The 21,326-nt window shown below is 60.7% G+C and carries 24 protein-coding genes and 1 pseudogene; 14 read left to right on the forward strand and 11 right to left on the reverse strand.

Features of this window, described 5'->3' with window-relative positions:
* Nucleotides 1–40: 40 nt before the first annotated feature.
* Nucleotides 41–1,096 (reverse strand): MBL fold metallo-hydrolase, encoded by a 1,056-nt coding sequence (locus tag EI969_RS22675; RefSeq protein ID WP_160389733.1) that lies wholly within the window; start codon nucleotides 1,094–1,096, stop codon nucleotides 41–43.
* Between the two features lie 218 nt (nucleotides 1,097–1,314).
* Between EI969_RS22675 and EI969_RS22680 the strand changes: the two genes are divergently transcribed.
* The 3 genes from EI969_RS22680 (at nucleotide 1,315) to EI969_RS22690 (ending at nucleotide 3,763) form a co-directional block, all read left to right on the forward strand.
* Nucleotides 1,315–1,923 carry a TetR/AcrR family transcriptional regulator gene (locus tag EI969_RS22680; RefSeq protein ID WP_160389734.1) on the forward strand — a complete coding sequence of 203 codons (609 nt, stop codon included), beginning with the start codon at nucleotides 1,315–1,317 and terminating at the stop codon, nucleotides 1,921–1,923.
* A 157-nt stretch (nucleotides 1,924–2,080) separates the two neighbouring features.
* Nucleotides 2,081–3,148, forward strand: a complete 1,068-nt coding sequence (locus EI969_RS22685) for a diguanylate cyclase (protein WP_160389735.1) — start codon at nucleotides 2,081–2,083, stop codon at nucleotides 3,146–3,148.
* A gap of 81 nt (nucleotides 3,149–3,229) precedes the next feature.
* Nucleotides 3,230–3,763, forward strand: coding sequence for a DUF1003 domain-containing protein (locus EI969_RS22690; protein WP_160389736.1), 534 nt, complete (start codon nucleotides 3,230–3,232; stop codon nucleotides 3,761–3,763).
* A 6-nt stretch (nucleotides 3,764–3,769) separates the two neighbouring features.
* On the opposite strand, the pseudogene EI969_RS22695 reads toward EI969_RS22690, so the two are convergent.
* Nucleotides 3,770–3,895: pseudogene (locus EI969_RS22695) on the reverse strand (LysR family transcriptional regulator); the annotation flags it as partial.
* A gap of 55 nt (nucleotides 3,896–3,950) precedes the next feature.
* Between EI969_RS22695 and EI969_RS22700 the strand changes: the two are divergent.
* On the forward strand, nucleotides 3,951–4,661 hold the full coding sequence (locus EI969_RS22700; RefSeq protein WP_160389737.1) for a CTP synthase: 711 nt from the start codon (nucleotides 3,951–3,953) through the stop codon (nucleotides 4,659–4,661).
* Between the two features lie 141 nt (nucleotides 4,662–4,802).
* Here the strand turns inward: EI969_RS22700 and EI969_RS22705 are convergent, their stop codons facing one another.
* Complete coding sequence (locus EI969_RS22705) at nucleotides 4,803–5,129, reverse strand: DUF2025 family protein (RefSeq protein WP_160389738.1); 327 nt, start codon at nucleotides 5,127–5,129, stop codon at nucleotides 4,803–4,805.
* Nucleotides 5,130–5,340: 211 nt separating this feature from the next.
* Here EI969_RS22705 and EI969_RS22710 point away from each other — a divergent pair, with 211 nt between their 5' ends.
* From EI969_RS22710 to EI969_RS22735, 6 genes are all read left to right on the forward strand, one after another.
* A complete protein-coding gene (locus EI969_RS22710; protein WP_160389739.1) occupies nucleotides 5,341–6,468 on the forward strand; it encodes a glycerophosphodiester phosphodiesterase in 1,128 nt (375 codons plus the stop codon).
* Nucleotides 6,469–6,682: 214 nt separating this feature from the next.
* Complete coding sequence (locus EI969_RS22715) at nucleotides 6,683–6,991, forward strand: PepSY domain-containing protein (protein WP_160389740.1); 309 nt, start codon at nucleotides 6,683–6,685, stop codon at nucleotides 6,989–6,991.
* A 184-nt stretch (nucleotides 6,992–7,175) separates the two neighbouring features.
* Nucleotides 7,176–8,198: a transporter gene (locus EI969_RS22720; RefSeq protein WP_160389741.1), complete on the forward strand. Its 1,023-nt coding sequence runs from the start codon at nucleotides 7,176–7,178 to the stop codon at nucleotides 8,196–8,198.
* 229 nt (nucleotides 8,199–8,427) lie between these two features.
* Nucleotides 8,428–10,041, forward strand: a complete 1,614-nt coding sequence (locus EI969_RS22725) for an inorganic phosphate transporter (protein WP_160389742.1) — start codon at nucleotides 8,428–8,430, stop codon at nucleotides 10,039–10,041.
* Between the two features lie 191 nt (nucleotides 10,042–10,232).
* A complete protein-coding gene (locus EI969_RS22730) occupies nucleotides 10,233–11,099 on the forward strand; it encodes a hypothetical protein (protein ID WP_160389743.1) in 867 nt (288 codons plus the stop codon).
* Nucleotides 11,096–11,818, forward strand: a complete 723-nt coding sequence (locus tag EI969_RS22735; RefSeq protein ID WP_056725897.1) for a TylF/MycF/NovP-related O-methyltransferase — start codon at nucleotides 11,096–11,098, stop codon at nucleotides 11,816–11,818. Before EI969_RS22730 ends, EI969_RS22735 begins: the two co-directional genes overlap by 4 nt.
* A gap of 134 nt (nucleotides 11,819–11,952) precedes the next feature.
* On the opposite strand, the gene EI969_RS22740 is transcribed toward EI969_RS22735, so the two are convergent.
* Nucleotides 11,953–12,849 (reverse strand): LysR family transcriptional regulator, encoded by an 897-nt coding sequence (locus tag EI969_RS22740; protein ID WP_160389744.1) that lies wholly within the window; start codon nucleotides 12,847–12,849, stop codon nucleotides 11,953–11,955.
* 122 nt (nucleotides 12,850–12,971) lie between these two features.
* Here EI969_RS22740 and EI969_RS22745 point away from each other — a divergent pair, with 122 nt between their 5' ends.
* Entirely contained in the window at nucleotides 12,972–13,730 is a 759-nt protein-coding gene (locus EI969_RS22745) for an SDR family NAD(P)-dependent oxidoreductase (RefSeq protein WP_160389745.1), read from the forward strand.
* A gap of 25 nt (nucleotides 13,731–13,755) precedes the next feature.
* On the opposite strand, the gene EI969_RS22750 is transcribed toward EI969_RS22745, so the two are convergent.
* Nucleotides 13,756–14,187, reverse strand: coding sequence for a multidrug/biocide efflux PACE transporter (locus tag EI969_RS22750; protein ID WP_160389746.1), 432 nt, complete (start codon nucleotides 14,185–14,187; stop codon nucleotides 13,756–13,758).
* Nucleotides 14,188–14,277: 90 nt separating this feature from the next.
* Between EI969_RS22750 and EI969_RS22755 the strand changes: the two genes are divergently transcribed.
* On the forward strand, nucleotides 14,278–15,132 hold the full coding sequence (locus EI969_RS22755; RefSeq protein ID WP_160389747.1) for a LysR family transcriptional regulator: 855 nt from the start codon (nucleotides 14,278–14,280) through the stop codon (nucleotides 15,130–15,132).
* Nucleotides 15,133–15,227: 95 nt separating this feature from the next.
* Here the strand turns inward: EI969_RS22755 and EI969_RS22760 are convergent, their stop codons facing one another.
* The 3 genes from EI969_RS22760 to EI969_RS22770 all read right to left on the reverse strand — a co-directional run bounded on the left by EI969_RS22760 (nucleotide 15,228) and on the right by EI969_RS22770 (nucleotide 17,307).
* Nucleotides 15,228–16,463 carry an RNA polymerase sigma factor gene (locus EI969_RS22760; protein WP_160389748.1) on the reverse strand — a complete coding sequence of 412 codons (1,236 nt, stop codon included), beginning with the start codon at nucleotides 16,461–16,463 and terminating at the stop codon, nucleotides 15,228–15,230.
* A gap of 1 nt (nucleotide 16,464) precedes the next feature.
* Complete coding sequence (locus tag EI969_RS22765) at nucleotides 16,465–16,809, reverse strand: YciI family protein (RefSeq protein WP_057713581.1); 345 nt, start codon at nucleotides 16,807–16,809, stop codon at nucleotides 16,465–16,467.
* A 72-nt stretch (nucleotides 16,810–16,881) separates the two neighbouring features.
* Nucleotides 16,882–17,307, reverse strand: coding sequence for an SgcJ/EcaC family oxidoreductase (locus EI969_RS22770; protein ID WP_160389749.1), 426 nt, complete (start codon nucleotides 17,305–17,307; stop codon nucleotides 16,882–16,884).
* A 141-nt stretch (nucleotides 17,308–17,448) separates the two neighbouring features.
* On the opposite strand from EI969_RS22770, the gene EI969_RS22775 reads away from it, so the two are divergent.
* Nucleotides 17,449–17,934 carry a GNAT family N-acetyltransferase gene (locus tag EI969_RS22775; RefSeq protein WP_160389750.1) on the forward strand — a complete coding sequence of 162 codons (486 nt, stop codon included), beginning with the start codon at nucleotides 17,449–17,451 and terminating at the stop codon, nucleotides 17,932–17,934.
* Nucleotides 17,935–18,075: 141 nt separating this feature from the next.
* On the opposite strand, the gene EI969_RS22780 is transcribed toward EI969_RS22775, so the two are convergent.
* The 3 genes from EI969_RS22780 to EI969_RS22790 form a co-directional block, all read right to left on the reverse strand.
* Nucleotides 18,076–18,564 carry a GNAT family N-acetyltransferase gene (locus EI969_RS22780; protein WP_160389751.1) on the reverse strand — a complete coding sequence of 163 codons (489 nt, stop codon included), beginning with the start codon at nucleotides 18,562–18,564 and terminating at the stop codon, nucleotides 18,076–18,078.
* 95 nt (nucleotides 18,565–18,659) lie between these two features.
* Nucleotides 18,660–19,145, reverse strand: a complete 486-nt coding sequence (locus EI969_RS22785; protein WP_160389752.1) for a GyrI-like domain-containing protein — start codon at nucleotides 19,143–19,145, stop codon at nucleotides 18,660–18,662.
* 67 nt (nucleotides 19,146–19,212) lie between these two features.
* The gene (locus tag EI969_RS22790; RefSeq protein WP_160389753.1) at nucleotides 19,213–19,875 is read right to left on the reverse strand and encodes a LysE family translocator; all 663 of its coding nucleotides are present in this window, start codon (nucleotides 19,873–19,875) and stop codon (nucleotides 19,213–19,215) included.
* A gap of 139 nt (nucleotides 19,876–20,014) precedes the next feature.
* Between EI969_RS22790 and alaC the strand changes: the two genes are divergently transcribed.
* Nucleotides 20,015–21,232 (forward strand): alanine transaminase, encoded by a 1,218-nt coding sequence (gene alaC / locus EI969_RS22795; RefSeq protein WP_160389754.1) that lies wholly within the window; start codon nucleotides 20,015–20,017, stop codon nucleotides 21,230–21,232.
* Nucleotides 21,233–21,326 lie beyond the last annotated feature (94 nt).

A 21,326-nucleotide genomic window follows, 5' to 3' on the forward strand; every position in this document is an offset into this window, starting at 1 on the left:
TCCGCGTTATCGTTAACGTCCATCGCGAGCAAGCTCGCTCCTACAGGACAGCCACCACCCGATCACTCTCCCCTTCCACCGCCAGCCACCACGCCCCACCGCGCTGCGGATGCATCAAGTTGAACGCCTCGCCCATTTGCGGTGTGGTGATCGATACGTTGCGTTCCCAGGCCAGGGCCAGGATGCGGTCGAAGGGTTCGTACCAGGCGTGCATCGACAGGTCGAAGGTGCCGTTGTGGATCGGCAGTAACCAGCGGCCCTTGAGGTCGAGGTGGGCTTGCAGGGTTTGTTCGGGTTGCATGTGCACGTGCGGCCAGTCGACGTTGTAGGCGCCGGTTTCCATCAGGGTCAGGTCGAAGGGGCCGTGCTGTTCGCCGATGCGCTTGAAGCCGTCGAAGTAGCCGCTGTCGCCGCTGAAGAAGATGCGTGTATCGCCGTCGATCATCACCCACGAGGCCCAGAGGGTGCTGTTGCTGTCGAACAGGCCGCGGCCGGAGAAGTGTTGAGATGGGGTGGCGATGAACTGGATGCCATCGACTTCCGTGCCTTGCCACCAATCCAGTTGGCGGACTTTGTTGGCGTCGATGCCCCACTTGATCAGGGTGTCGCCGACGCCCAGCGGGGTCAGGAAATATCGGGTCTTGTCCGCGAGCGTGAGCACGGTCTGATGATCCAGGTGGTCGTAGTGGTCGTGAGACAGGATCACCGCTTCAATCGGTGGCAATTCTTCCAGACTGATCGGTGGCTGGTGGAAACGCTTGGGGCCGGCCCATTGCACGGGCGAGGCGCGCTCGGCGAAGACCGGGTCGGTGATCCAGAACTTGTCGCGCAGCTTGAGCAACACCGTGGAGTGGCCCAGGCGATACACGCTGTGGTTGGGCGCGGCGATCAGCGCTGCTTGAGTCAGGGCTTGCACCGGGACGGGTGCGCTCGGGCGGGTATTTTGCGGTTTGTTAAACAGCGCGTTCCACAGGATGCCCATGGTTTTGCCAAAGCCGAGGCGTTGAACCGGCGTGAAGTTCTGATACTGCCCTTGAGCCTGTCGGGACGCTTCAGGTGTGGAGGCGTTGTCCGCCGGGGAGTTTGAATTGGCCATGACTGAATGACTCCAGAAAAACCGCGTCTGACGCGATTCTCCGCTTCGGGACGATTTAAATGGCCAAGGCACGCACGCATCAGCCGGACTTTCTATTTTTACCGGGCAGGATTAACAAAACATTACACTGCACAGTGTAGTTTCTAGGTTGCATCAAAGTCGATCGCAAGTAAACTGCTGAGTGTAATTCTTCCCCTCCACCCTGCCGAAGCGTACTTATGACAGCTCCACAGCGCCTCACCGACCGAAAACGCCAAGCGATCATCCAGGCTGCGATCAACGAATTCCGTGACAACGGTTTCGAGATCACCAGCATGGACAAGATTGCCGCCACTGCCGGCGTGTCGAAGCGCACGGTGTACAACCACTTCCCCAGCAAGGAAGAGTTGTTCGCCGAGATCCTCAATCAGTTATGGATCCGGGTGACGGCAGAACAGGAAACGTTCTACCGGCCCGAGCTGCCACTACGCGATCAACTGCGCGTGTTGCTGATGGCCAAACTGCAAATGCTGGGTGACGACAATCTGCTCGACCTAGCGCGGGTCGCTATTGCCGCGACCATTCATTCCCCGGAGCGGGCGCAGGACATGGTGGCCCGAATGGGCGCGCGCGAAGAGGGACTGACGGTGTGGATTCGGGCCGCTCAAGCGGATGGCCGACTGAAGGCCGTGGCTCCCGAGTTCGCCGCTCAACAGATCCATGGCCTGCTCAAGTCTTTTGCATTCTGGCCGCAGATTTCCATGGGGCAGCCCAGCTTGTCCGCCGAGGAGCAAAATACGGTGGCGGATTCCGCGCTGGACATGTTCCTGGCCTGTTACCAGCTGTAGATCAGTTGCCTGGAGCACAGGCTGGAATTAAATGGCTTCGAAGGACACTGATTATTCCGACTGGAATAAATGACAATATGCGCCGACTTTACCGATGAACGGTGATTCTAAACCCCATGGGGTAAAGTGTTTCGGAATGAATCTGGCGCAGGGAATTATGGATAATCAACACGGCAAGGGTTTGTCATTTGCCAGACGCATCTACATGCCTCGAACCATTGGCTTGGGCATCGGCAGTTTCAGTGTGGCCGCCGCACTGTATCCGTTGCACCTGCCGGTCTGGGTCTGGGTTTTGTTGGCACTCAATGGTTTTGTCTGGCCGCATCTCGCTTATCAACTGTCGAGTCGCTCGGCTTTTCCCTACAAGGCCGAACGGCGCAATCTACTTTACGATTCGCTGTGCGGTGGGTTTTGGGTCGCGACGTTTCAGTTCAATCCACTTTGCACCGTGACTATTCTGGCGATGATGGCGATGAACAATGTCGCCGCCGGTGGCCATCGGATGTTCCTGTTGGGCAGTCTGAGTCAGGTGGCAGGCATGATGATTGCCTGGTCACTGTTCGGCGCGTCATACACCCTGTCGACCACGCAACTGCAGGTGTGGGCGTGCTTGCCGATGCTGACGCTCTACCCGTTGGCGGTGGGCATGGTCTGCTACCGGTTGGCAATCAAGTTATCTGAACATAAACGTATGCTGAGCGCCTTGAGTCGCACTGACAGTTTGACCGGGTTGCTCAACCATGGTGCCTGGAAGGACTTGCTGCAACTGAAGTTTCGCGAGTGCAGCCAGCGTCATCAGCAGGCCACCATCGCGCTGATCGACATCGACCACTTCAAGGTCATCAATGACACCTACGGTCATATCATCGGTGACTCAGTGTTGCGCCAGTTAAGCATTGAGCTCAAATGCAACCTGCGCGAAAGCGATCTGGCCGGCCGCTATGGGGGTGACGAGTTTTGCGTGATCCTGCCCAACATGCCGCTGAACCAGGCCATGGACGTTATGGAGCGATTGCGCAAAGTGTTGCAAGACTATCGGCATCGGGAAGTGCCCGAGTTGCGGGTCAGCCTGAGTATCGGCCTGGCGGCTTATCAATCGTCGTTTACCGATGCAACGACCTGGCTCGAGGACGCTGACAAAGCCCTGTACATCGCGAAAAACACCGGGCGCAACAAGGTCAGTGTCAACCCAGGCAGCATTGGCCTGGAAACGTCGACCGCATGATGTAGCAGCTTGACGATTGCGCTGCTCGAATGACGCTGAGGCTATAGTGAGCCTCAGTCCCAGCGCCAGACAGAGAGCATCATGACCACCACTCGCCACGACACCACCGCCCCCGTCGATCATCTGCGTTTCCATCGCCCGCATGCCCACCTGGCGCCGACGTTCGGCAATGACAAGTTTGCCCTGCGCGCCGAAGCCTTTGCGCGGTTCTTCGGCACGCCGACTTTTCTCGGTGCACAAACGCTGATCGTGGTGGCCTGGGTGTGCCTCAACCTGTCCGGTGTCACCCACTTCGATGCGTACCCGTTCATCCTGCTCAACCTGGCGTTCAGCCTGCAATCGGCCTATGCCGCGCCGTTGATTCTGTTGGCCCAGACCCGTCAGGCCGCGCGGGACAAGGCCCAATCCGATGCCGATGCGCAGCACCGCGAAGCGCTGGCGATCGCCAACAGCGAGCGGCAGGCGGATGCCGCGAAAAACGCCGCGCAACTGCTGGAGTTGCTTGAGCAGAACACCCGTCTCACGGAGATGACCAAGGCCCTCACCGAGCGCATCGAAAGCCTGACCACGCAAATGCACGAACATTTCGTGCCCAAACATGAGCCCAAGGCCTGAACGGTTTCACGGCAGTTTCAGTGCCCGTCCCAACTCATCGAACAAGGTGACCACCGAGCGCAAGGCACGGCAATCGGGACGGGTCAGCAGCCACAGCGCGGTGTCGTATCCGTGCAACGGCTCGCTCAGCGGCTAATAACGCCAATCTATAGTGGGCACCAGGAATCAACAAGTGCAGAGGCTATCCATGGAAAACCATCCGATTCGCATCGCCCTGATCGGTGACTACGACCCGCAAGTCACCGCCCACCAAGCCATTCCCGTAGCCCTTGAGATGGCCGCTGAACACAGTGGTCTGAATGTGCAATGGCAGTGGCTGGCCACCAATGAAATCCACGCCGAGGCAGCGCTGCACGCATTCGATGGTTTCTGGTGTGTACCGGCGAGCCCCTATCGCAACATGGACGGTGCATTGCTGGCGATCCGTTTTGCCCGCGAACAACAGCGACCTTTCCTAGGCACCTGCGGCGGTTTTCAACACGCCGTGCTGGAATACGCGCGCAATGTGCTGGGCTGGTCGGACGCCGAACACGGCGAGACGGCGCCCGATGCCGCACGGGCAATCCTCACGCCGCTGACGTGCGCGCTGGTGGAAGCGGTCGATACCATTCATTTACGTGAAGGCTCGTTGCTCGCCCAGGCGTACGAAAGCGCCGAGATTCATGAAGGCTATCGCTGTCGTTATGGGGTGAATCCGCAGTTCGAAGAGGCGCTGCTCAAGCGCGAACTGCACGCTGTCGGCCACGATTCGGAACAGGGACTGCGCGCGGTCGAACTCTGCGGGCATCCGTTTTTTGTCGCGACCTTGTTCCAGCCCGAGCGGGCGGCGCTCAAGGGCGTCTTGCCGCCGTTGGTTGGCGCCTTTGTCGAAGCTTGTTCGGGGCGCTCCAGCCTGTAAATGATGCGGTGTGCTTGAGGCAGCCATCGCGGGCAAGCCCGCTCCCACAGGGATCTCCAGTGGACACAAATTCTGTGAACGCCAGAGATCCTGTGGGAGCGGGCTTGCCCGCGATGAGGCCAGAACAGTCACCAAAAAAACTCAACCCTGAACCAAACAACGAACCGCCGAAATCTCCGGCACTTCCACCCGACTCATATACACCCGCAACGGCTCGGTGATGTTGATCCGGTCATCGATGTTCTGGTCCAGCAGCAACTGAATCAATTCGCGCTTTAACGTCATGATCTGTACAGGCCCCGGGGCCCAGACGAATTCGCTGGTCGGGATGATGCCGTCGTCCGCCACGTCCATGCCGAACGAGTCTTCGCTGAAGCGCACGATGTAGTGGCCGGTCTTGCGGTTGAGGCCAACGAAGCCTTTGAGTTGGTCGGCAGCCTGACAGATGAGCTGGGAGGTGATGCGCATGGTAAACCCCGCAATGGTGAGCATTGATTTGCACGCAGGGCCTGCGTTTCCCTCTGCCGGGGAAATTGCAGGGCCCCAGCGTACTGCAAACGGGTGCACAAAAGTGCTGACGAACATCAGCTTTAGACAGGTTTATGTCGGTCTCGCGATAGCGCCTGCAAAGATCAGTTGTTAAAAGGGACTGCTCACTCATCACGAAAGGAACTCGACCATGCCTGCAACCTTTACCAAAAGCGCCCTGTTCTTGAGTCTGTTGCTCGGCCTCGGCCAGGTGCAGGCCGCCAGCGAGCCCACTCCCGCCGCACTCGCGACGCGCCTGGGCATTCCGTATCCAGCGGTGATCGCTCACCGTGGTGCGTCTTTCGATGCACCGGAATCCACCGCCGCCGCCTACAAGACCGCTCGCGACCTGGGCGCCGACTACCTGGAAATGGACCTGCAGCGCAGCAAGGACGGCGTGCTGTTCGTCCTGCACGACAACAATCTGCAACGCACCACCGACGTCGCCAGCAAATTCCCCGAGCGCAAGGACAGCCCGGCCAATGCGTTCACCATGGCCGAGCTGAAAACCCTGGATGCGGGCAGCTGGTTCAATGCCGCGTTCCCGGATCGCGCGCGTCCCGCCTTCGCCGGCCTGAAGATTCTGACCCTTGATGAAATCATCGACATCGCCGAAGGCAATGCCCTGCACAAGCCCGGCCTGTACATCGAGACCAAGGAGCCCAAGCAGTTTCCCGGCATCGAGCACGACCTCAAGGCCAAACTCCAGGCGCGCGGCTGGCTGAATCCGGGCGAATCGAAACCGACGAACAGCCCGCTCGCGGTCGGCCAGGGCAACGGCAAAGTGGTCCTGCAGACCTTCGAGAAGAGCAGCCTCGAACTGCTGCAAAAGGAAATGCCGCAGGTGCCGAAGATCCTGCTGTTGTGGGTCGGAGAAGGCAGTATCGAGCCCAAGTCCAACGTGACATTTGCCGAGTCCGGCGAAAAGGACAAAGCCGCTTACTACGCCAAACAGCAACCGAAGGACAAAGCCGAATTCCAGCAATGGGTCGACTACGCCAAGGCCCAGGGCGCCATCGGCACCGGCCCGTCCGCCGCACTGAGCGAAGGCGGCGACCAGAGTTATTCGGACCTGGTGCAACCCTGGATGAACCAGTACACCCACGACCAGGGCCTGCTGGTGCACGTCTACACCATCGACGATGCGGTGGACTACCAGAAAGTCATGGGCGCCGGGGTCGACGGTATCTTCACCAATCGCGCCAGTGAGCTGTTGAAGTTCTATAAACGTCCGGCGGCGGCAAGCGTGGCGCAGGTGCTAAAGAACAACGGCTACTAATCCAGAGTCGTGCAAAACCCTGTGGGAGCGTGGCTTGCCCGCGAAGAGGCCATCAGCTCAAACATCAACGTTGGCTGACACTCCGCTATCGCGGGCAAGCCGCGCTCCCACAGGGATTGGATTGATGCAGGACATGACGGAGGTTTTAAGGGTGGATTAAGTTACACACGCTAACCTGATCTCACTTAAACGGATCACCCAAGGAAAGAATCCCATGAAGACCCTGACTGCCTTGTTCACCGCTGCAACCCTGACCCTCACCGCGGGCCTGGCCCAGGCTAAAGATGTTCCCGTCGACCAGATCCCTCAGTTGGTCAAGGACGGCAAGATCAAGCCGCTGGAAGAGTTGAACCAGATCGTGTTGAAGCTGCACCCGGGCGCCACCATCACCGACAGCGACCTGGACAAACACTCGACTATCTACGAATACGAAGTCGAACTGCGTGACGCCAGCAATGTTGAATGGGACGTGGATTTGAACGCCGCCACCGGCGAAGTCCTGAAGAACAAGCAAGACGACTGATACACACAGTAAAGAGCCGCACGATTTTCGGATCGTGCGGCTTTTTTGCGTCCAGGATTCAGACCGAAGTGCCAAGCCCTCATCCTGCAAGGCCTGCGTCACAAGGCTGTCATCAGCGCTTGCGATGATGCCGCTCAAGTGAACCTGCAAAACACGTGACAGGCACCTCCCCTTGCGAGCCCTCATGAACCACAGCATCGATCACAGCCATCGCGATACGGATCTGTTCGGCCTGCTCTACGGTTTCAGCTTTCGCCCCGGTGAACCCGGTCGGGAAATCAACTCCGCCGAGGCCCTGCACTATCTGCAACAACCGGAAAGTGACGAGCAATTTCTCTGGCTGCACCTGAACCTCGCCCACGCCGCATGCGAGCGCTGGATGAAAAGTCATCTGGAGTTGCCCGAGGAGTTTTTCGAAGCGCTGCACGAAGGCTCGCGCTCGACGCGCATCGAGCATGTCGATTCGGCGTTGCTGGCGGTGGTCAACGATGTGGTGTTCAACCTCAGCAACATGGTCTCCTCGGATGTCTCGACGCTGTGGGTGTGCGCCCGCAGCCGGCTGATCATCAGCGCCCGCCTGCAACCGCTGCACTCGGTGGACAAGTTGCGCTCGTCGGTGAAGGCCCGGGAGTGCTTTCGCTCCCCGCTGGAGCTGCTGGTGCATTTGCTGCGCGACCAGGGTGAAGTGCTGACCCAGATCGTGCGCAAGACCAGCCAGAGCGTGGACCAGATCGAGGACGAGTTGCTCTCCTCGCGCCTGTCGACCAACCGCGCCGAACTGGGCGCCAATCGTCGGGTGTTGGTGCGCCTGCAACGGCTGCTGGCGCTGGAGCCCGGCTCATTGCTGCGCCTGCTCAACCGGCCGCCGCAATGGCTGCAAAAGGAAGACGTGAAGGAGCTGCGCAAATCCACCGAGGAGTTTGCCCTGATCATCAACGACCTCACGGCGCTGGGTGAGCGGATCAAGCTGCTGCAGGAAGAGATCGCCGCCAACATCAACGAACAGACCAACCGCACGCTGTTCACCCTGACGGTGGTGACGGTGCTGGCGCTGCCGATCAACATCATCGCCGGCTTCTTCGGCATGAACGTCGGCGGCATTCCGCTGGCCGGTGATCCGCAGGGGTTCTGGATCCTGGTGGCGCTGGTCGCAAGCTTTACCGTGATTGCCGGGCGCTGGGCGTTTCGCAAGCAGCGGGATTACTGAACGCACCCGGGCCCCTGTGGGAACGAGCTTGCTCGCGATAGCGATATATCAGCTGACAACAATGTTGAATTTGCCGACGTCATCGCGAGCAAGCTCGCTCCCACAGTTTTAAGCGCTCGATTTCAGATCAGCAGCCTGCGAAAAACCCAAACACTGACCCAGAGCAGTCTCCCTGTAACAATTGGCAACGATTATCACCGGTACACCTCCCTTCTCAGGAATGTCCGTGATGGCTACACCCTCCTTCACCGCCGCCCAGGCACCTGCCGGTAGCGCCAGACCGCAACTGGACAAGAAGCCCGGCCTGATCACCATCGTGGTGTTTGTTGCCGTGATGGCCATCGGCTTGCTGTTTACCGCCTACAGCCTGATGCACGACATGAACGAACTCGGCACGGTGGTGACCACCTGGACCCCGTTCCTGCTGCTCGGCGTGGCGCTGCTGATCGCCCTGGGCTTCGAGTTCGTCAACGGTTTCCATGACACCGCCAACGCGGTGGCCACGGTGATCTACACCCACTCGCTGCCACCGAACGTTGCGGTGGTCTGGTCCGGTTTCTTCAATTTCCTCGGGGTGCTGCTGTCCAGCGGCGCGGTGGCGTTCGGCATCATCGCCCTGCTGCCGGTGGAGCTGATCCTGCAGGTCGGCTCGTCCGCCGGGTTCGCGATGATCTTCGCCCTGCTGATCGCCGCGATCCTGTGGAACCTCGGCACCTGGTGGCTGGGGCTGCCTGCATCGTCATCGCACACGCTGATCGGTTCGATCATCGGCGTCGGCGTGGCCAACGCCCTGATGCACGGCCGCGACGGCACCAGCGGCGTGGACTGGGCGCAAGCGACCAAGATCGGCTACGCACTGCTGCTCTCGCCACTGGTGGGCTTCGGCTTCGCGGCGCTGCTGTTGCTGGCCCTGCGTGCGTTCGTCAAGAATCGCGCGCTGTACAAGGAGCCCAAGGGCGAGACCCCGCCGCCTTGGTGGATTCGCGGCTTGCTGATCTTGACCTGCACCGGCGTGTCGTTTGCCCACGGTTCCAACGACGGCCAGAAAGGCATGGGCCTGATCATGCTGATTCTGGTGGGTACGCTGCCAATGGCGTATGCGTTGAACCGCACCATGCCGGCCGATCAGGCCTTGCAGTTCGCGGCGGTGGCCGAAGTCACCCAGCAAGCCCTGGTCAAGGCGGCGCCGCTGCCAGCGCCAGCCGATCCGCGCCCGGTGCTGTCCGAATACGTGCGCAGCAAGGAAGCGACCCCGCAACTGGTGCCGGCGCTGGCCGCACTGACCGGCAGCATCGGCGCCGAGGTCAAGGGCTACGGTTCGCTGTCGAAAGTCCCGGCCGAAGCCGTGGGCAACGTGCGTAACGACATGTACCTGACCAGCGAAACCATTCGCCTGATGGACAAGAACAAGGTCGGCAATTTCGACGCCGACACCAATGGCAAGCTGCAACTGTTCAAGCAACAGATCGACAACTCCACGCGCTTCATTCCGTTGTGGGTGAAGATCGCCGTGGCCATCGCTCTGGGCCTGGGCACCATGGTCGGCTGGAAGCGCATCGTGGTGACCGTCGGCGAGAAAATCGGCAAGACCCACCTGACCTACGCCCAGGGCGCCTCGGCAGAAACCGTGGCGATGCTGACCATCGGCGCCGCCGACATGTTCGGCCTGCCGGTGTCGACCACTCACGTGTTGTCCTCGGGCGTGGCCGGGACCATGGTCGCCAACGGCGGCGGCCTGCAGATGAAGACCATCCGCAACCTGCTGATGGCCTGGGTGCTGACCTTGCCGGCGGCGATCCTGCTGTCGGGCAGCCTGTACTGGTTGTTCACGCAGTTGTTCTGAATGTGGGAACGGGCTTGCAGGCAATCATCCCGGCGGGTTTTCCCGCCGGGATTTTTTTCGTCCAGCGGCACGGCATTTGCTCACATGCTCGACGGCTTACGCTTTATTGACGCGCCACGCGTCCGCCAGCCCTTCAGTTTGTAAATGGGATGCCGACTCATAAGGCACTCGATGTATTCAGGAGAGGAACCGTGAATCTGTACATCAATCAGCTGCAACACAAAGCTGACTTCAAAGAAGCCATTTATGCGGGCGATATTTTCCTGAACACGCAGTTACGCGCCGCCAAAGAACTCTGTGCGTTCGCGCAGGAAAGCATTACGGCCGCCTTCGATGGCGAAACCAACCACCAGGCGCTGCACACGCTGATGCCGGTGGAAGAGTTCGTGGTGCTGGTGACTCGCCTCAAGGGTCAGTTCACCAACAGCCTGCGGGTCAAGGAACTGATCCGCAGCTTCACCGACGAAATCGGTGCCGCGCCCGAGGAATTCATTTTCGACGTACCGCGCATCCGTGTCGTGCCCAACTACGACTACCTGCACGCCGGCGTCAGCTATGCCTACAAGCCCCATCGCGATACCTGGTACGGCGGCGTCGACTGCCAGATCAATACCTGGATGCCGGTCTACACGATCCAGCCTGACCAGACCATGATGATCAACCCGGCCTACTTCGATGCCCCGGTGAAAAACACCTCGGCGCAGTGGAGCCTGACTGACTGGATCGACGTGCAGCGCCAGCGCGCCAAGGACAACGTCAAGGAAGAGGCGCGCCAACACCCGGTGCCCACCGAAGCGATCAACACCACCTCAGAACTGCGCATCGCCGGCAACACCGCCGAGATGCTCGTGTTCTCGGGTTCGCACCTGCACGGCACCGTGCCCAACTACACGCAACAAACCCGCTTCAGTGTGGACTTTCGCCTGATGCACCTCGACGACCTCAAGCACCGGCGCGGCGCGATCAACGTCGACAGCGCCTGCCCGGATGTCGGCGCCGGCTTCAAAGACTACTTCCACGTCCACGACTTTTCGAACTTCCAGGGAATCCAGCAATGACCAAGCGTCGCATCACGCCCGCCGAGGCCCAGTACAACGAAACCCGCACCAACGTCCTGAAACGGGTCGATGCCGAATACGTGGCCGACGCTCCGTTCGTCTTCGCCAACCGCATTGGCGTCACGGCCGCGCTGTCGCGCATGGAACTGTTCAAGAAGGTTGCAGAAGTGCCTGGCGCAATCATTGAGTGCGGCGTGTACAAGGGCAACTCGTTGATGCTCTACATGCACCTGTCGATGATTCTCGAGCCCTATGCGATCAATCGTTCGATCGTGGGTTTCGACACCTTCGAAGGCTTCCAGAGCATCGACAAGAAAGAAGACCCGGCCGACGTCAACGAGACCATGTTCGCCGACACCGACCAGTCGCTGATCCAGGACATGATCGACGCCAACGACCTGTTGCGCCCGGTCAACCGCATCCCGCGTTGCGAGCTGGTCAAGGGCGACATCGTCAAGACCGTGCCGGAGTGGGTCAAGACCCGTCCGGACCTGGTCGTGGCCATGCTGATCCTCGACACCGACCTGTACGAGTCGACCAAAGTCGCGCTGGAAACCTTCCTGCCGTACATGCCAAAAGGCGCCATCGTGGTACTCGACGAAGTCGCCTACCGCAACTTCCCGGGCGAAACCAAGGCCCTGCGTGAAGTGCTCGACCTGAACAAGATCGAACTCAAGCGCCTGCCGTTCGATTCGTGCGTGGGTTATTTCCACGTCTAACGCAACGACGTAAAACCTGTGGGAGCGAGCTTGCTCGCGATGAGGCCGCTACATTCAACATCACTGTTGACTGAACAACCGCCATCGCGAGCAAGCTCGCTCCCACAAGGGCCAGGTTCCCACCGGGGCCGGGGTCAGACTTCTGACCGGATCACCTCTCCCAGCCAATCCATGAACACCCTCACCCGCAACGGCAAATGCCGCTGCCTTGCATACAGCAGTGACGCCTCCAGGGACGGTGCGGTGAACTGCGGCAACACCTCGACCAATTCACCGCTTTGCAGGTATTGCCGCATGCCCATCCTCGGCGCCTGAATCAGGCCGAACCCACCCAGACAGGCGGCCTCGTAGGCATCGGTGCTGTTGACCGTGACACTGCCGGCCATCGGCAGGCGCTGCACCTGCCCCTTGTCGACGTACACAAACCCTTCCGAACGCGCGCCCAGCACACCGACGTAGTGCACCAGCCGATGTTGCGCCAGATCCTCCAGCCGCTCGGGCATGCCATAGCGCTGCACATACGCAGGGCTGGCGCAGTTGACCATGGTGAATTCACACAGGTGCCGCGCCACCACCGATTGATCCGGCTGGGCGCCAATGCGCAGCACGCAATCGAAACCTTCGGCGAGCAGATCGACCCGGCGGTCGGTGCTGCTGATTTCCAGTTCAAGCAGCGGGTGCTGCGCCATGAACTGCGGCAAGCGCGGCATCACCACGCGACGGGCGAGAATGTTCGGCAGGTCGATGCGAATGCGCCCGACCAGCGACGCCTCGTCCTGGCGAAACAAACCCTCGATTTCGTCCATGTGCGACAGCAGATCCTTGCTGCGTTCGTACAACACCAGGCCATCCTGGGTGGCCTGCACCTTGCGTGTGGTGCGTTGCAACAAGCGGGTGCCAAGCAAGGCCTCCAGGGCCTGCACATGCTCGGACACCGTCGAGCGCGGCAGGCCCAGGCTTTCTCCGGCCAGGGTGAAACTGGACATCTCGCTGACTCGGACAAAGGTGCGCAACAGTTCCAGTTTATTCATCGGCCTGCTCTTGTATTGTTCGGTTTATCCGACCAGTTATTCCGGTTTAGCCATGTTTATCACCAACAAGCGGATAAATAAACTTCCTCACATCAACCGCCCATTGCATCTGAGGAAGTCCCATGAACCGTAAAATCGCACTGATCACCGGCGCCAGCCGCGGCCTCGGCAAAAACGCAGCCCTGCATCTGGTCGCCCAAGGCATCGACATCATCGGCACCTACAACAGCCGCGCCGATGAGGCGCAAGCACTGGTGGCCGAGATCGAAAGCCTGGGCGGTCGCGCCGTCATGCTGCAACTGGACGTCGCCCGCAGCGAGCATTTCGGCGCCTTTGGCGGCGAAGTCGCCAAGGGCTTGCACAGCCACTTCCAGCGCGAACGCTTCGACTTTCTGGTGAACAACGCCGGGATCGGCCTGCACGCCGACTTCGTCGACACTACGGTCGAGCAGTTCGACCTGTTGGTGAACATTCATTTCAAGGGGCCGTTTTTCCTCACGCAGACGTTGTTGCCGTTGCTCAATGACGGCGGGCGCATCGTCAATATTTCCAGTGGCCTGGCGCGCTTCAGCCTGCCGGGGCACAGCGCCTACGCGGCGATGAAAGGCGCGATGGAAGTGCTGACCCGCTACCAGGCCAAGGAGCTCGGCGCACGCGGCATCAGTGTGAATATCCTGGCGCCGGGCGCCATTGAAACCGACTTCAGTGGTGGCGCGGTGCGCGACAACCCTGAGTTGAACACACTGGTGGCGAACAACACGGCCCTGGCTCGCGCCGGATTACCGGATGACATCGGCGCCGCGATTGCGCTGCTGCTGGCGCCCGGTAGCCAGTGGATCAATGGCCAGCGCATCGAGGCGTCGGGGGGGATGTTTCTGTAAGGCTGCCTCGCCACAAGAGCGGTGGTCAGCACACCTGGCGCACGACCATCCGCTCACGCACCACGTCATACACCCAGTGATAGATGTAGGTGTATGGCAGGAAGAACAGCAGCACGCCGATATCCAGCACAAACGCCTGCCACAGGCTGATGTTCAGCCACCAGGCGATCAGCGGCACGCCCAGCGCGACCAGCCCACCTTCGAACATCAGCGCATGCACCACGCGGACCCAGGCGTTATGTGCGATGGCGAGGCGCTTCAGCGCCCGGTCGAACATGCCGTTGAACACCACGTTCCAGGCCAGGGCCAGCGCGGCCATGGCGACGGTGACGGCGCCCATGTCCAGCATCGGTTTGTCCATGATCCAGGCCAGCAACGGGGTACAGATCAGGATGGCCAGCAATTCGAAACCGATGGCCTGGAAAATACGTTCAATAATGGATTTGTTGGCGCTCATGGCCGAGCTCCCTGAAGTGACTGTGGTTGCCATGATCCATCATCACACCGATACTTCATAACCAATAACCATCGATAAAGGCGATAGTTCATGGCTTCTCACGAAGTGCTGCTGGCGTTTGTCGAAGCGGCCACCCAGGGTTCGTTTTCTGCGGCGGCGCGCAAGCTCGGTCGCAGTCAGTCAACCATCAGCGCAGCGGTGGCCAGCCTGGAAATCGACCTCAACCTGACGCTGTTCGACCGCAGCAGCCGCAAGCCCGCGCTGACCCCGGCCGGGCACGTCATGCTGCAACGGGCCGAAGAGATCCTCGCCGCCACCAGTCGCCTGGAAATGACCGCGAGCCAACTGTCCCAAGGGGTGGAAGCGAAACTGACGGTGGCGCTGTCCGACACCTATCAGTCGGACCGCTTCGAGGCGTCACTCAGTGCCTTCGAGCAGCGTTATCCCGACCTGGAACTCGAATGCCTGATCGCCGAATGCGACGACCTGGTGTCCCTGGTGCAAAGTGGTCGGGCACAGATTGCCTTCGCCGAAATGCAAGACAGCTACCCGCCGGACCTGGTCAGCTCGACAGTGGACGAGCGCACCGAAATCGCCTTGTTCGTGTCACCGGCACATCCGTTGGCGACGCTGGACTACGTCGATCAGGACGTGCTGCAGCAGCACCGCGAGCTGCGCCTGGCCACCATCATCAATCCCTATGAAAGTCGCGCGAAGGGCCGCGTCTGGTCGGCGCCGAGTTATCTGATGCTGCTGGAAATGGCCCAGGGCGGATTCGGCTGGGCGCCGCTGCCCCGCTGGCTGGTCGAGCGCTTCGGGCCAGGCTCGTTGCAGGAACTGGTGGTGCGTGGCTGGCCGAAAACGGTGTCGGTGGATGCGTTGTGGTCGCGGCTGAATCCGCCGGGGCCGGCGGGGAGTTGGTTGCTGGGCAAGATGCTGGAATGAAGGTCCTTCGGCCCTTATCGCGAGCTCGCTCCCACAGGTTCAATGTGATACCTGTGGGAGCGGGCTTGACCGCGATGAGGCCAGTCAATTTCACATCAACCCAACGCCCTGAGCCGCTCTTCGATAAACCGCCGCTCCGGCTCTTGCCGGGTCAACTCCAGCGCCCGCTCCCACGCCGCCCGCGCCTCTTGCTTGCGGCCCAGTTGCCGACAAAACTCCGCCCGCGCCGAATACGCGAGGTGGTAATCGAGCAGCTCCCCCCGCTGCAGAATGGCGTCCACCAGCGTCAGCCCCGCCAGCGGTCCATCGCGCTGTGAAATCGCCGCCGCGCGATTCAACTCGATCACCGGTGACGGCACCGCCCGCAGCAGCACGTCATACAGACCGACAATCTGCGGCCAATCGGTTTCCCCCGCCGTCGGCGCTTCGGCATGCACCGCCGCGATGGCCGCTTGCAGGCAATAGGGTCCGAAGCGCCCCATGGTCAGCGCCTGTTCGATCAGCGCGCAGCCTTCAGTGATCAACCCGGCGTTCCACAGCGAACGGTCCTGTTCGTCCAGCACAATCAGCTCGCCGCTCGCCGAGGTCCTGGCCGGGCGACGCGACTCGTGCAACAACATCAATGCCAACAAGCCCATCACCTCCGGCTCCGGTAACAATTGCACCAGCAACCGGCCCAGACGGATCGCTTCGCGGGTCAATTCCTCGCGGATCAGTTCGGCGCCGATGGACGCCGAATAACCCTCGTTGAACACCAGGTAAATCACCCGCAACACGCTGTCCAGACGCTCGGGCAACTCTGCCAGCGTCGGTACTTGATAGGGGATTTTCGCATCGCGGATCTTCGCCTTGGCGCGCACGATGCGCTGGGCGATGGTGGCCGGCGCCGAGAGGAAGGCCCGGGCGATTTCTTCGGTGGTCAGGTCGCAGACTTCGCGCAGCGTCAGCGGCACTTGTGAGTCCGCCGCCAGGGCCGGGTGGCAGCAAGTGAAGATCAGCCGCAGGCGATCGTCTTCCACGTCTTCATCACTCCAGTCGGCCTGCTCCAGTTCCTCCAGCTGCGCGATCAGCAGAGGCTGCGACGCGGCAAAACGTGCACGCCGGCGCAAGGCATCGATGGCCTTGAAACGGCCCGCGGACACCAGCCAGGCCCGCGGATTGTCCGGCACGCCGTCACGCTGCCAGCGTTCGACCGCGATGAAAAACGCCTCGTGCAAGGCCTCTTCAGCAAGGTCGAAGTCGCCGAGCAGGCGGATCAAGGTCGCGAGGATTCGCCGCGAATCCTCGCGATAGACCTGCTCGACCCGCGCCTGAACCGGCAGCCCGGGCATCTCAAGGATTCAACTGCCGAACGGGGCGCACTTCGACACTGCCGACCCGGGCCGCCGGAATGTTGCCGGCGACCTGGATGGCTTCGTTGAGGTCCTTGGCATCGATCAGGTAAAAACCGGCCAACTGCTCCTTGGTTTCAGCGAACGGCCCGTCGGTGATCGACATCTTGCCGTTGCGCATGCGCACCGTGGTGGCAGTCTGCACCGACTCCAGCGCCTCGGCGGCGACCATCCGGCCGCTGCCCTGGATCGACTCGGCATAGGCCATGCACTCTTCATCCTTCGGGCTTTCCGGCAGCGAATGCAGCAGGCGCTCATCGCTGTAGACCAGGCATAAGTACTTCATCACGCTCTCCTTATTGAACGGATCAACTATGGCCGCGAATCGGCACTTTGGCACAGCTTTCGATAAAACAACTCAGGGCTTGAGGTCGAACAGCGCCGCGCCGGTCTGCATGTCGAACGGCGCCGACCAGTGCTCATGGACGATCCGCCACAACCCGTCTTCCTGGCGATAGCATGCGCTGCCGCGCATCCAACAGGCCTGGGTTTCACCCTTGTCGTTGGTGCCTCCGCAACGGGCCAGCCAGTGGGCGAAGGCAATCTCCTGGGACGCTTCGATGCAGATGTCCTGGAAGTCGAAAATGTGCGGGCCGGGGCACATCTTCATGCAATCTTCCCAATGCGCGCGGTACGCCTCCTTGCCCTTGAATTGCAGGGCCTTGACCGCGTCGAAGGAGACGATGTCGTCGGCATACAGGGTCATGATTTTATCTACGTCCTTGGCCATCATGGCCTGACGATAGGTTTCGATCAGGTTCTGGATCTGGGTTTGCGAGTTCATGGTGGTTCTCCGTGGTTTTTATTGGAAGACACCCTTGGTCGTCTGGCGATCCGGTAAATCGACAGGTGAAATAAAAATAATCCAAACGGCCGGAATCGCTAGAATCGCAAGTTCTATTCATGTTGGAAAAAGGACCCTCCCGTGACAGCCCGACTCGTGCCCTACGAAAGCCTGAACGCGCTGCAGCGCCAGCAGGTCGAGGCCATCGAAGTACATCCGGAACAGATCAGGTTCAGCGGTGACATTCACGGTGCACTGCACTCTCTGCTGTCCAAGCCGGGCCCGGGAGTCAAAGGGTTTGCCCTGCTGGTCGAGGACATTCCCGTGGCGTTCCTGCTGCTCAAGCGCCCGCCCGCGCTGCCCGCGTGGGCCGATGAACACAGCGCGACGCTGCATGCGCTGCAAGTCGATCAACGGTCTCAGGGCAAAGGTTATGGCAAGGCTTGCCTGCAAGCGCTGCCCGAGGCCGCGCGCCTAGCCTGGCCGCAGATCAAGGGGCTGGAATTGTCGGTGGATGCGGACAACGAATCGGCGATCGGCTTGTATGCCAGGTTTGGCTTTGTCGACAGTGGCGAGGCGTACAGGGGGCGGATCGGGTATGAGCGGCGGATGGGGTTGGTGTTTTGATTGTACTGACACAACACCTTCCTCTGTAGGAGCGAGCCTGCTCGCGAAGGTCGTCAACGATGACACGGGCAATCTGGATAAACGCGGTGTGCCGGAGTTCTTCGCGAGCGGGCTCGCTCCTACAGGGGATCTGCGGTGGGTTCAGAGATTGAGCACCATCTCATGCCACGCCATGCCGCCATGGTCGGACGCCGAGGGTTTGATGTAGGCAAAGCCAAAACCGGCATACAACGGAATATGCCGCTCCTTGCACATCAGGTTGATGCTGACCTTGCCCATCGCACGCATGCGCTCGATGAACTCGCCCATCAGGAGTTTGGCCAGGCCCTGCCCCTGATAATCCGGGTGCACCACCACCGACATGATCACCACGTGCGGCCCGACCGGGTCGTGGCCGATCAGCTCCTTGAACGCCTCGTCCGACATTTCCACCTGGAACGCCGCACCGGAATTGATGAAACCGGCTACAACCCCGTCCACTTGCGCGACGATAAACCCCTCGGGCCAGGTGGCGATGCGGGTGGCAATCTTCTCGCGGGTCGCGGCTTCGTCGCCCTCATAGGCAAGGGTTTCGATGGCAAAGCAGCGGTCCAGATCGGCGGGGGTGACGTTGCGGATGACGGTGTTCATGGCAGCTCGGAATCAGCGTGGGAAAGGCCGGGGATGATAAATCAGCCGCCGTGGGACATCGAGAGACGAATCGGTGGATCCGCCTCCCGCGTACGTCACGCCTTGATCGGCAACCAGATTTCCAGCTTGCCGGTGTTGAGCTTCGGGTTGAAATCTTCGCTGTAGCGTTCGAATTCCGGGGCCGCCAATAGCTCGTGGCCGGACTTCGGCAGCCACGTGCCATGGATGTACTGAAAGGTTTGCGGCAGGGTGTCCAGCGGTCCTTGATGTTCGAACACGACGTACTTCTGGGGCTGAATCTCTACCCATCGATATGTGTCCGGCAAATCGTCGAGCTTGCTGATCTCGACCCCGGCGATGTAATCGAAGCCGCCCTTGCCATCGAAATTGCAGCAGACGCCGTAGGTAACTTCGCCTTTCTGGCCCGGAATCCGGCCCAGATGCGGGATGAATTTCTCCCAGAGTTCGGGAATGCCCTGGGTGGTTTGCTGGGTGAATTGACCGCCCAGCCCCGCAATCAGCAGGAAGTGCCCGTGCTCGAAGCGCGGTTGCGCCAGCTCGACGCTTGCTAACTCATCCATGACTCGACTCCTGACGCATAAAAATGGGTTCGGCTGGGAGTATAGAAGCCTTACCCGATTCGCCCAGTTACAGAGCGTGCAATTGCTCGACGGCTGCGGCACCGACGAACTCGTTATAGCCCGATAGAATCACGTAGACTGCGAAATAGCAGAAGATCGCTGCCGATGCCATGTAGGAATAGCGCAGCAACTTGTCGCCCAGCAACTTGCCGCCGTGGCTGGCGGCGAAGCACAAGCCTGCCGACCAGAGCAGCCCGGCACACAGGAAACCGCCGAGAAACAGCGCCGAACTGATCGGGCCACCGCCACCGGAACGGGCGATCAGGGTGCCGCCAACGGCCGCGAACCAGAGAATCGCACTGGGCGAAGACATGGCCAGGAAAATCCCGCGCAAGAATTCCTTGCGGTGGGAGTTGTTCCCGACCTCTGCCGTCTCGGCCAGCAGCGCCTCGTGGTGAATCGCCGAATAGACCATCTTCGCCGCGAAGTACACCAGCAGCGCCGAGCCACCGATCCACAGTACCCAGCGCACGGTTTCGTACTGCAGCAACACGGTCATGCCGGCCAGTGCCAGTACCGCGTAGATCAGGTCGCCGACGCAGGTGCCGAGGCCCAGCGCGAAGCCCTGGAAATAGCCGCGCTGCATCGCCAGGGTGATCATCGCGATGTTGGCCACGCCGATATCCAGGCACAGCGAGAGGCTCAGCAAGAAGCCGCTGGTAAATTCCATCGAACCCTTTCCTTCGGACAAATTTGTTTACATTGAGGCTGGACAGTCTGCCACAGCTGCCCGTACATTCCGCCACAGGTCACCGCAGTGACCAGCGTCGCTCGGACGGTTCCGGGCGCTTACGTTATCCGAGGCAACAATGGCCGAACAAGGTTCGCCGCGCCGCTTTGCGCGCATAGATCGACTCCCCCCCTACGTTTTCAACATCACCGCCGAGCTGAAGATGGCCGCCCGTCGTCGTGGCGAAGACATCATCGACTTGAGCATGGGCAACCCCGACGGCGCCACGCCGCCGCACATCGTCGAAAAACTCGTGCAGGTCGCACAGCGCGAAGACACTCACGGCTACTCCACGTCCAAGGGCATTCCGCGCCTGCGCCGGGCGATTTCCAACTGGTACAAGCAACGCTACGAGGTCGACATCGACCCGGAAAGCGAAGCCATCGTCACCATCGGTTCCAAGGAAGGCCTGGCGCACTTGATGCTGGCGACCCTGGACCAGGGCGACACCGTGCTGGTGCCCAACCCGAGCTACCCGATTCACATCTACGGTGCCGTGATTGCCGGCGCCCAGGTGCGTTCGGTGCCGCTGGTGCCGGGCGTGGATTTCTTCGCTGAACTGGAACGGGCCATTCGCGGCTCCATTCCGAAGCCGAAGATGATGATCCTCGGCTTCCCGTCCAACCCGACCGCACAGTGCGTTGAGCTGGATTTCTTCGAGCGCGTCATCGCCCTCGCCAAGCAGTACGACGTACTGGTGGTGCACGACCTGGCCTACGCCGACATCGTCTACGACGGCTGGAAAGCCCCCTCGATCATGCAAGTGCCGGGGGCCAAGGACATCGCGGTGGAGTTCTTCACCCTGTCCAAGAGCTACAACATGGCCGGCTGGCGCATCGGTTTCATGGTCGGCAACCCGGAACTGGTCAACGCCCTGGCGCGGATCAAGAGCTACCACGACTACGGCACCTTCACCCCGCTGCAAGTGGCGGCGATTGCCGCACTGGAAGGCGATCAGCAATGCGTGCGCGACATCGCCGAGCAGTATCGGCAGCGCCGCAACGTGCTGGTCAAGGGCTTGCATGAACTGGGCTGGATGGTAGAAAACCCGAAAGCGTCGATGTACGTCTGGGCGAAGATCCCCGAGGCTTATGCGCACCTGGGTTCGCTGGAGTTCGCCAAGAAGCTGCTGGCCGAAGCCAAGGTGTGTGTGTCACCGGGCGTCGGGTTTGGCGAGTACGGCGATGATCACGTACGCTTCGCCCTGATCGAAAACCAGGACCGGATTCGCCAGGCCGTGCGCGGGATTCGCGGGATGTTCAGGGCGGATGGCCTGGTCACCAAAGCCAACGCCTGACACAAAACCTGTAGGAGCCGGCTTGCTGGCGATCGCATCGACTCGGTCAGACGTTAAACCGAGTCGCCTGCATCGCCAGCAAGCCGGCTCCTAC

Source organism: Pseudomonas sp. PB101 (assembly GCF_009764265.1).
GTDB lineage: Bacteria > Pseudomonadota > Gammaproteobacteria > Pseudomonadales > Pseudomonadaceae > Aquipseudomonas.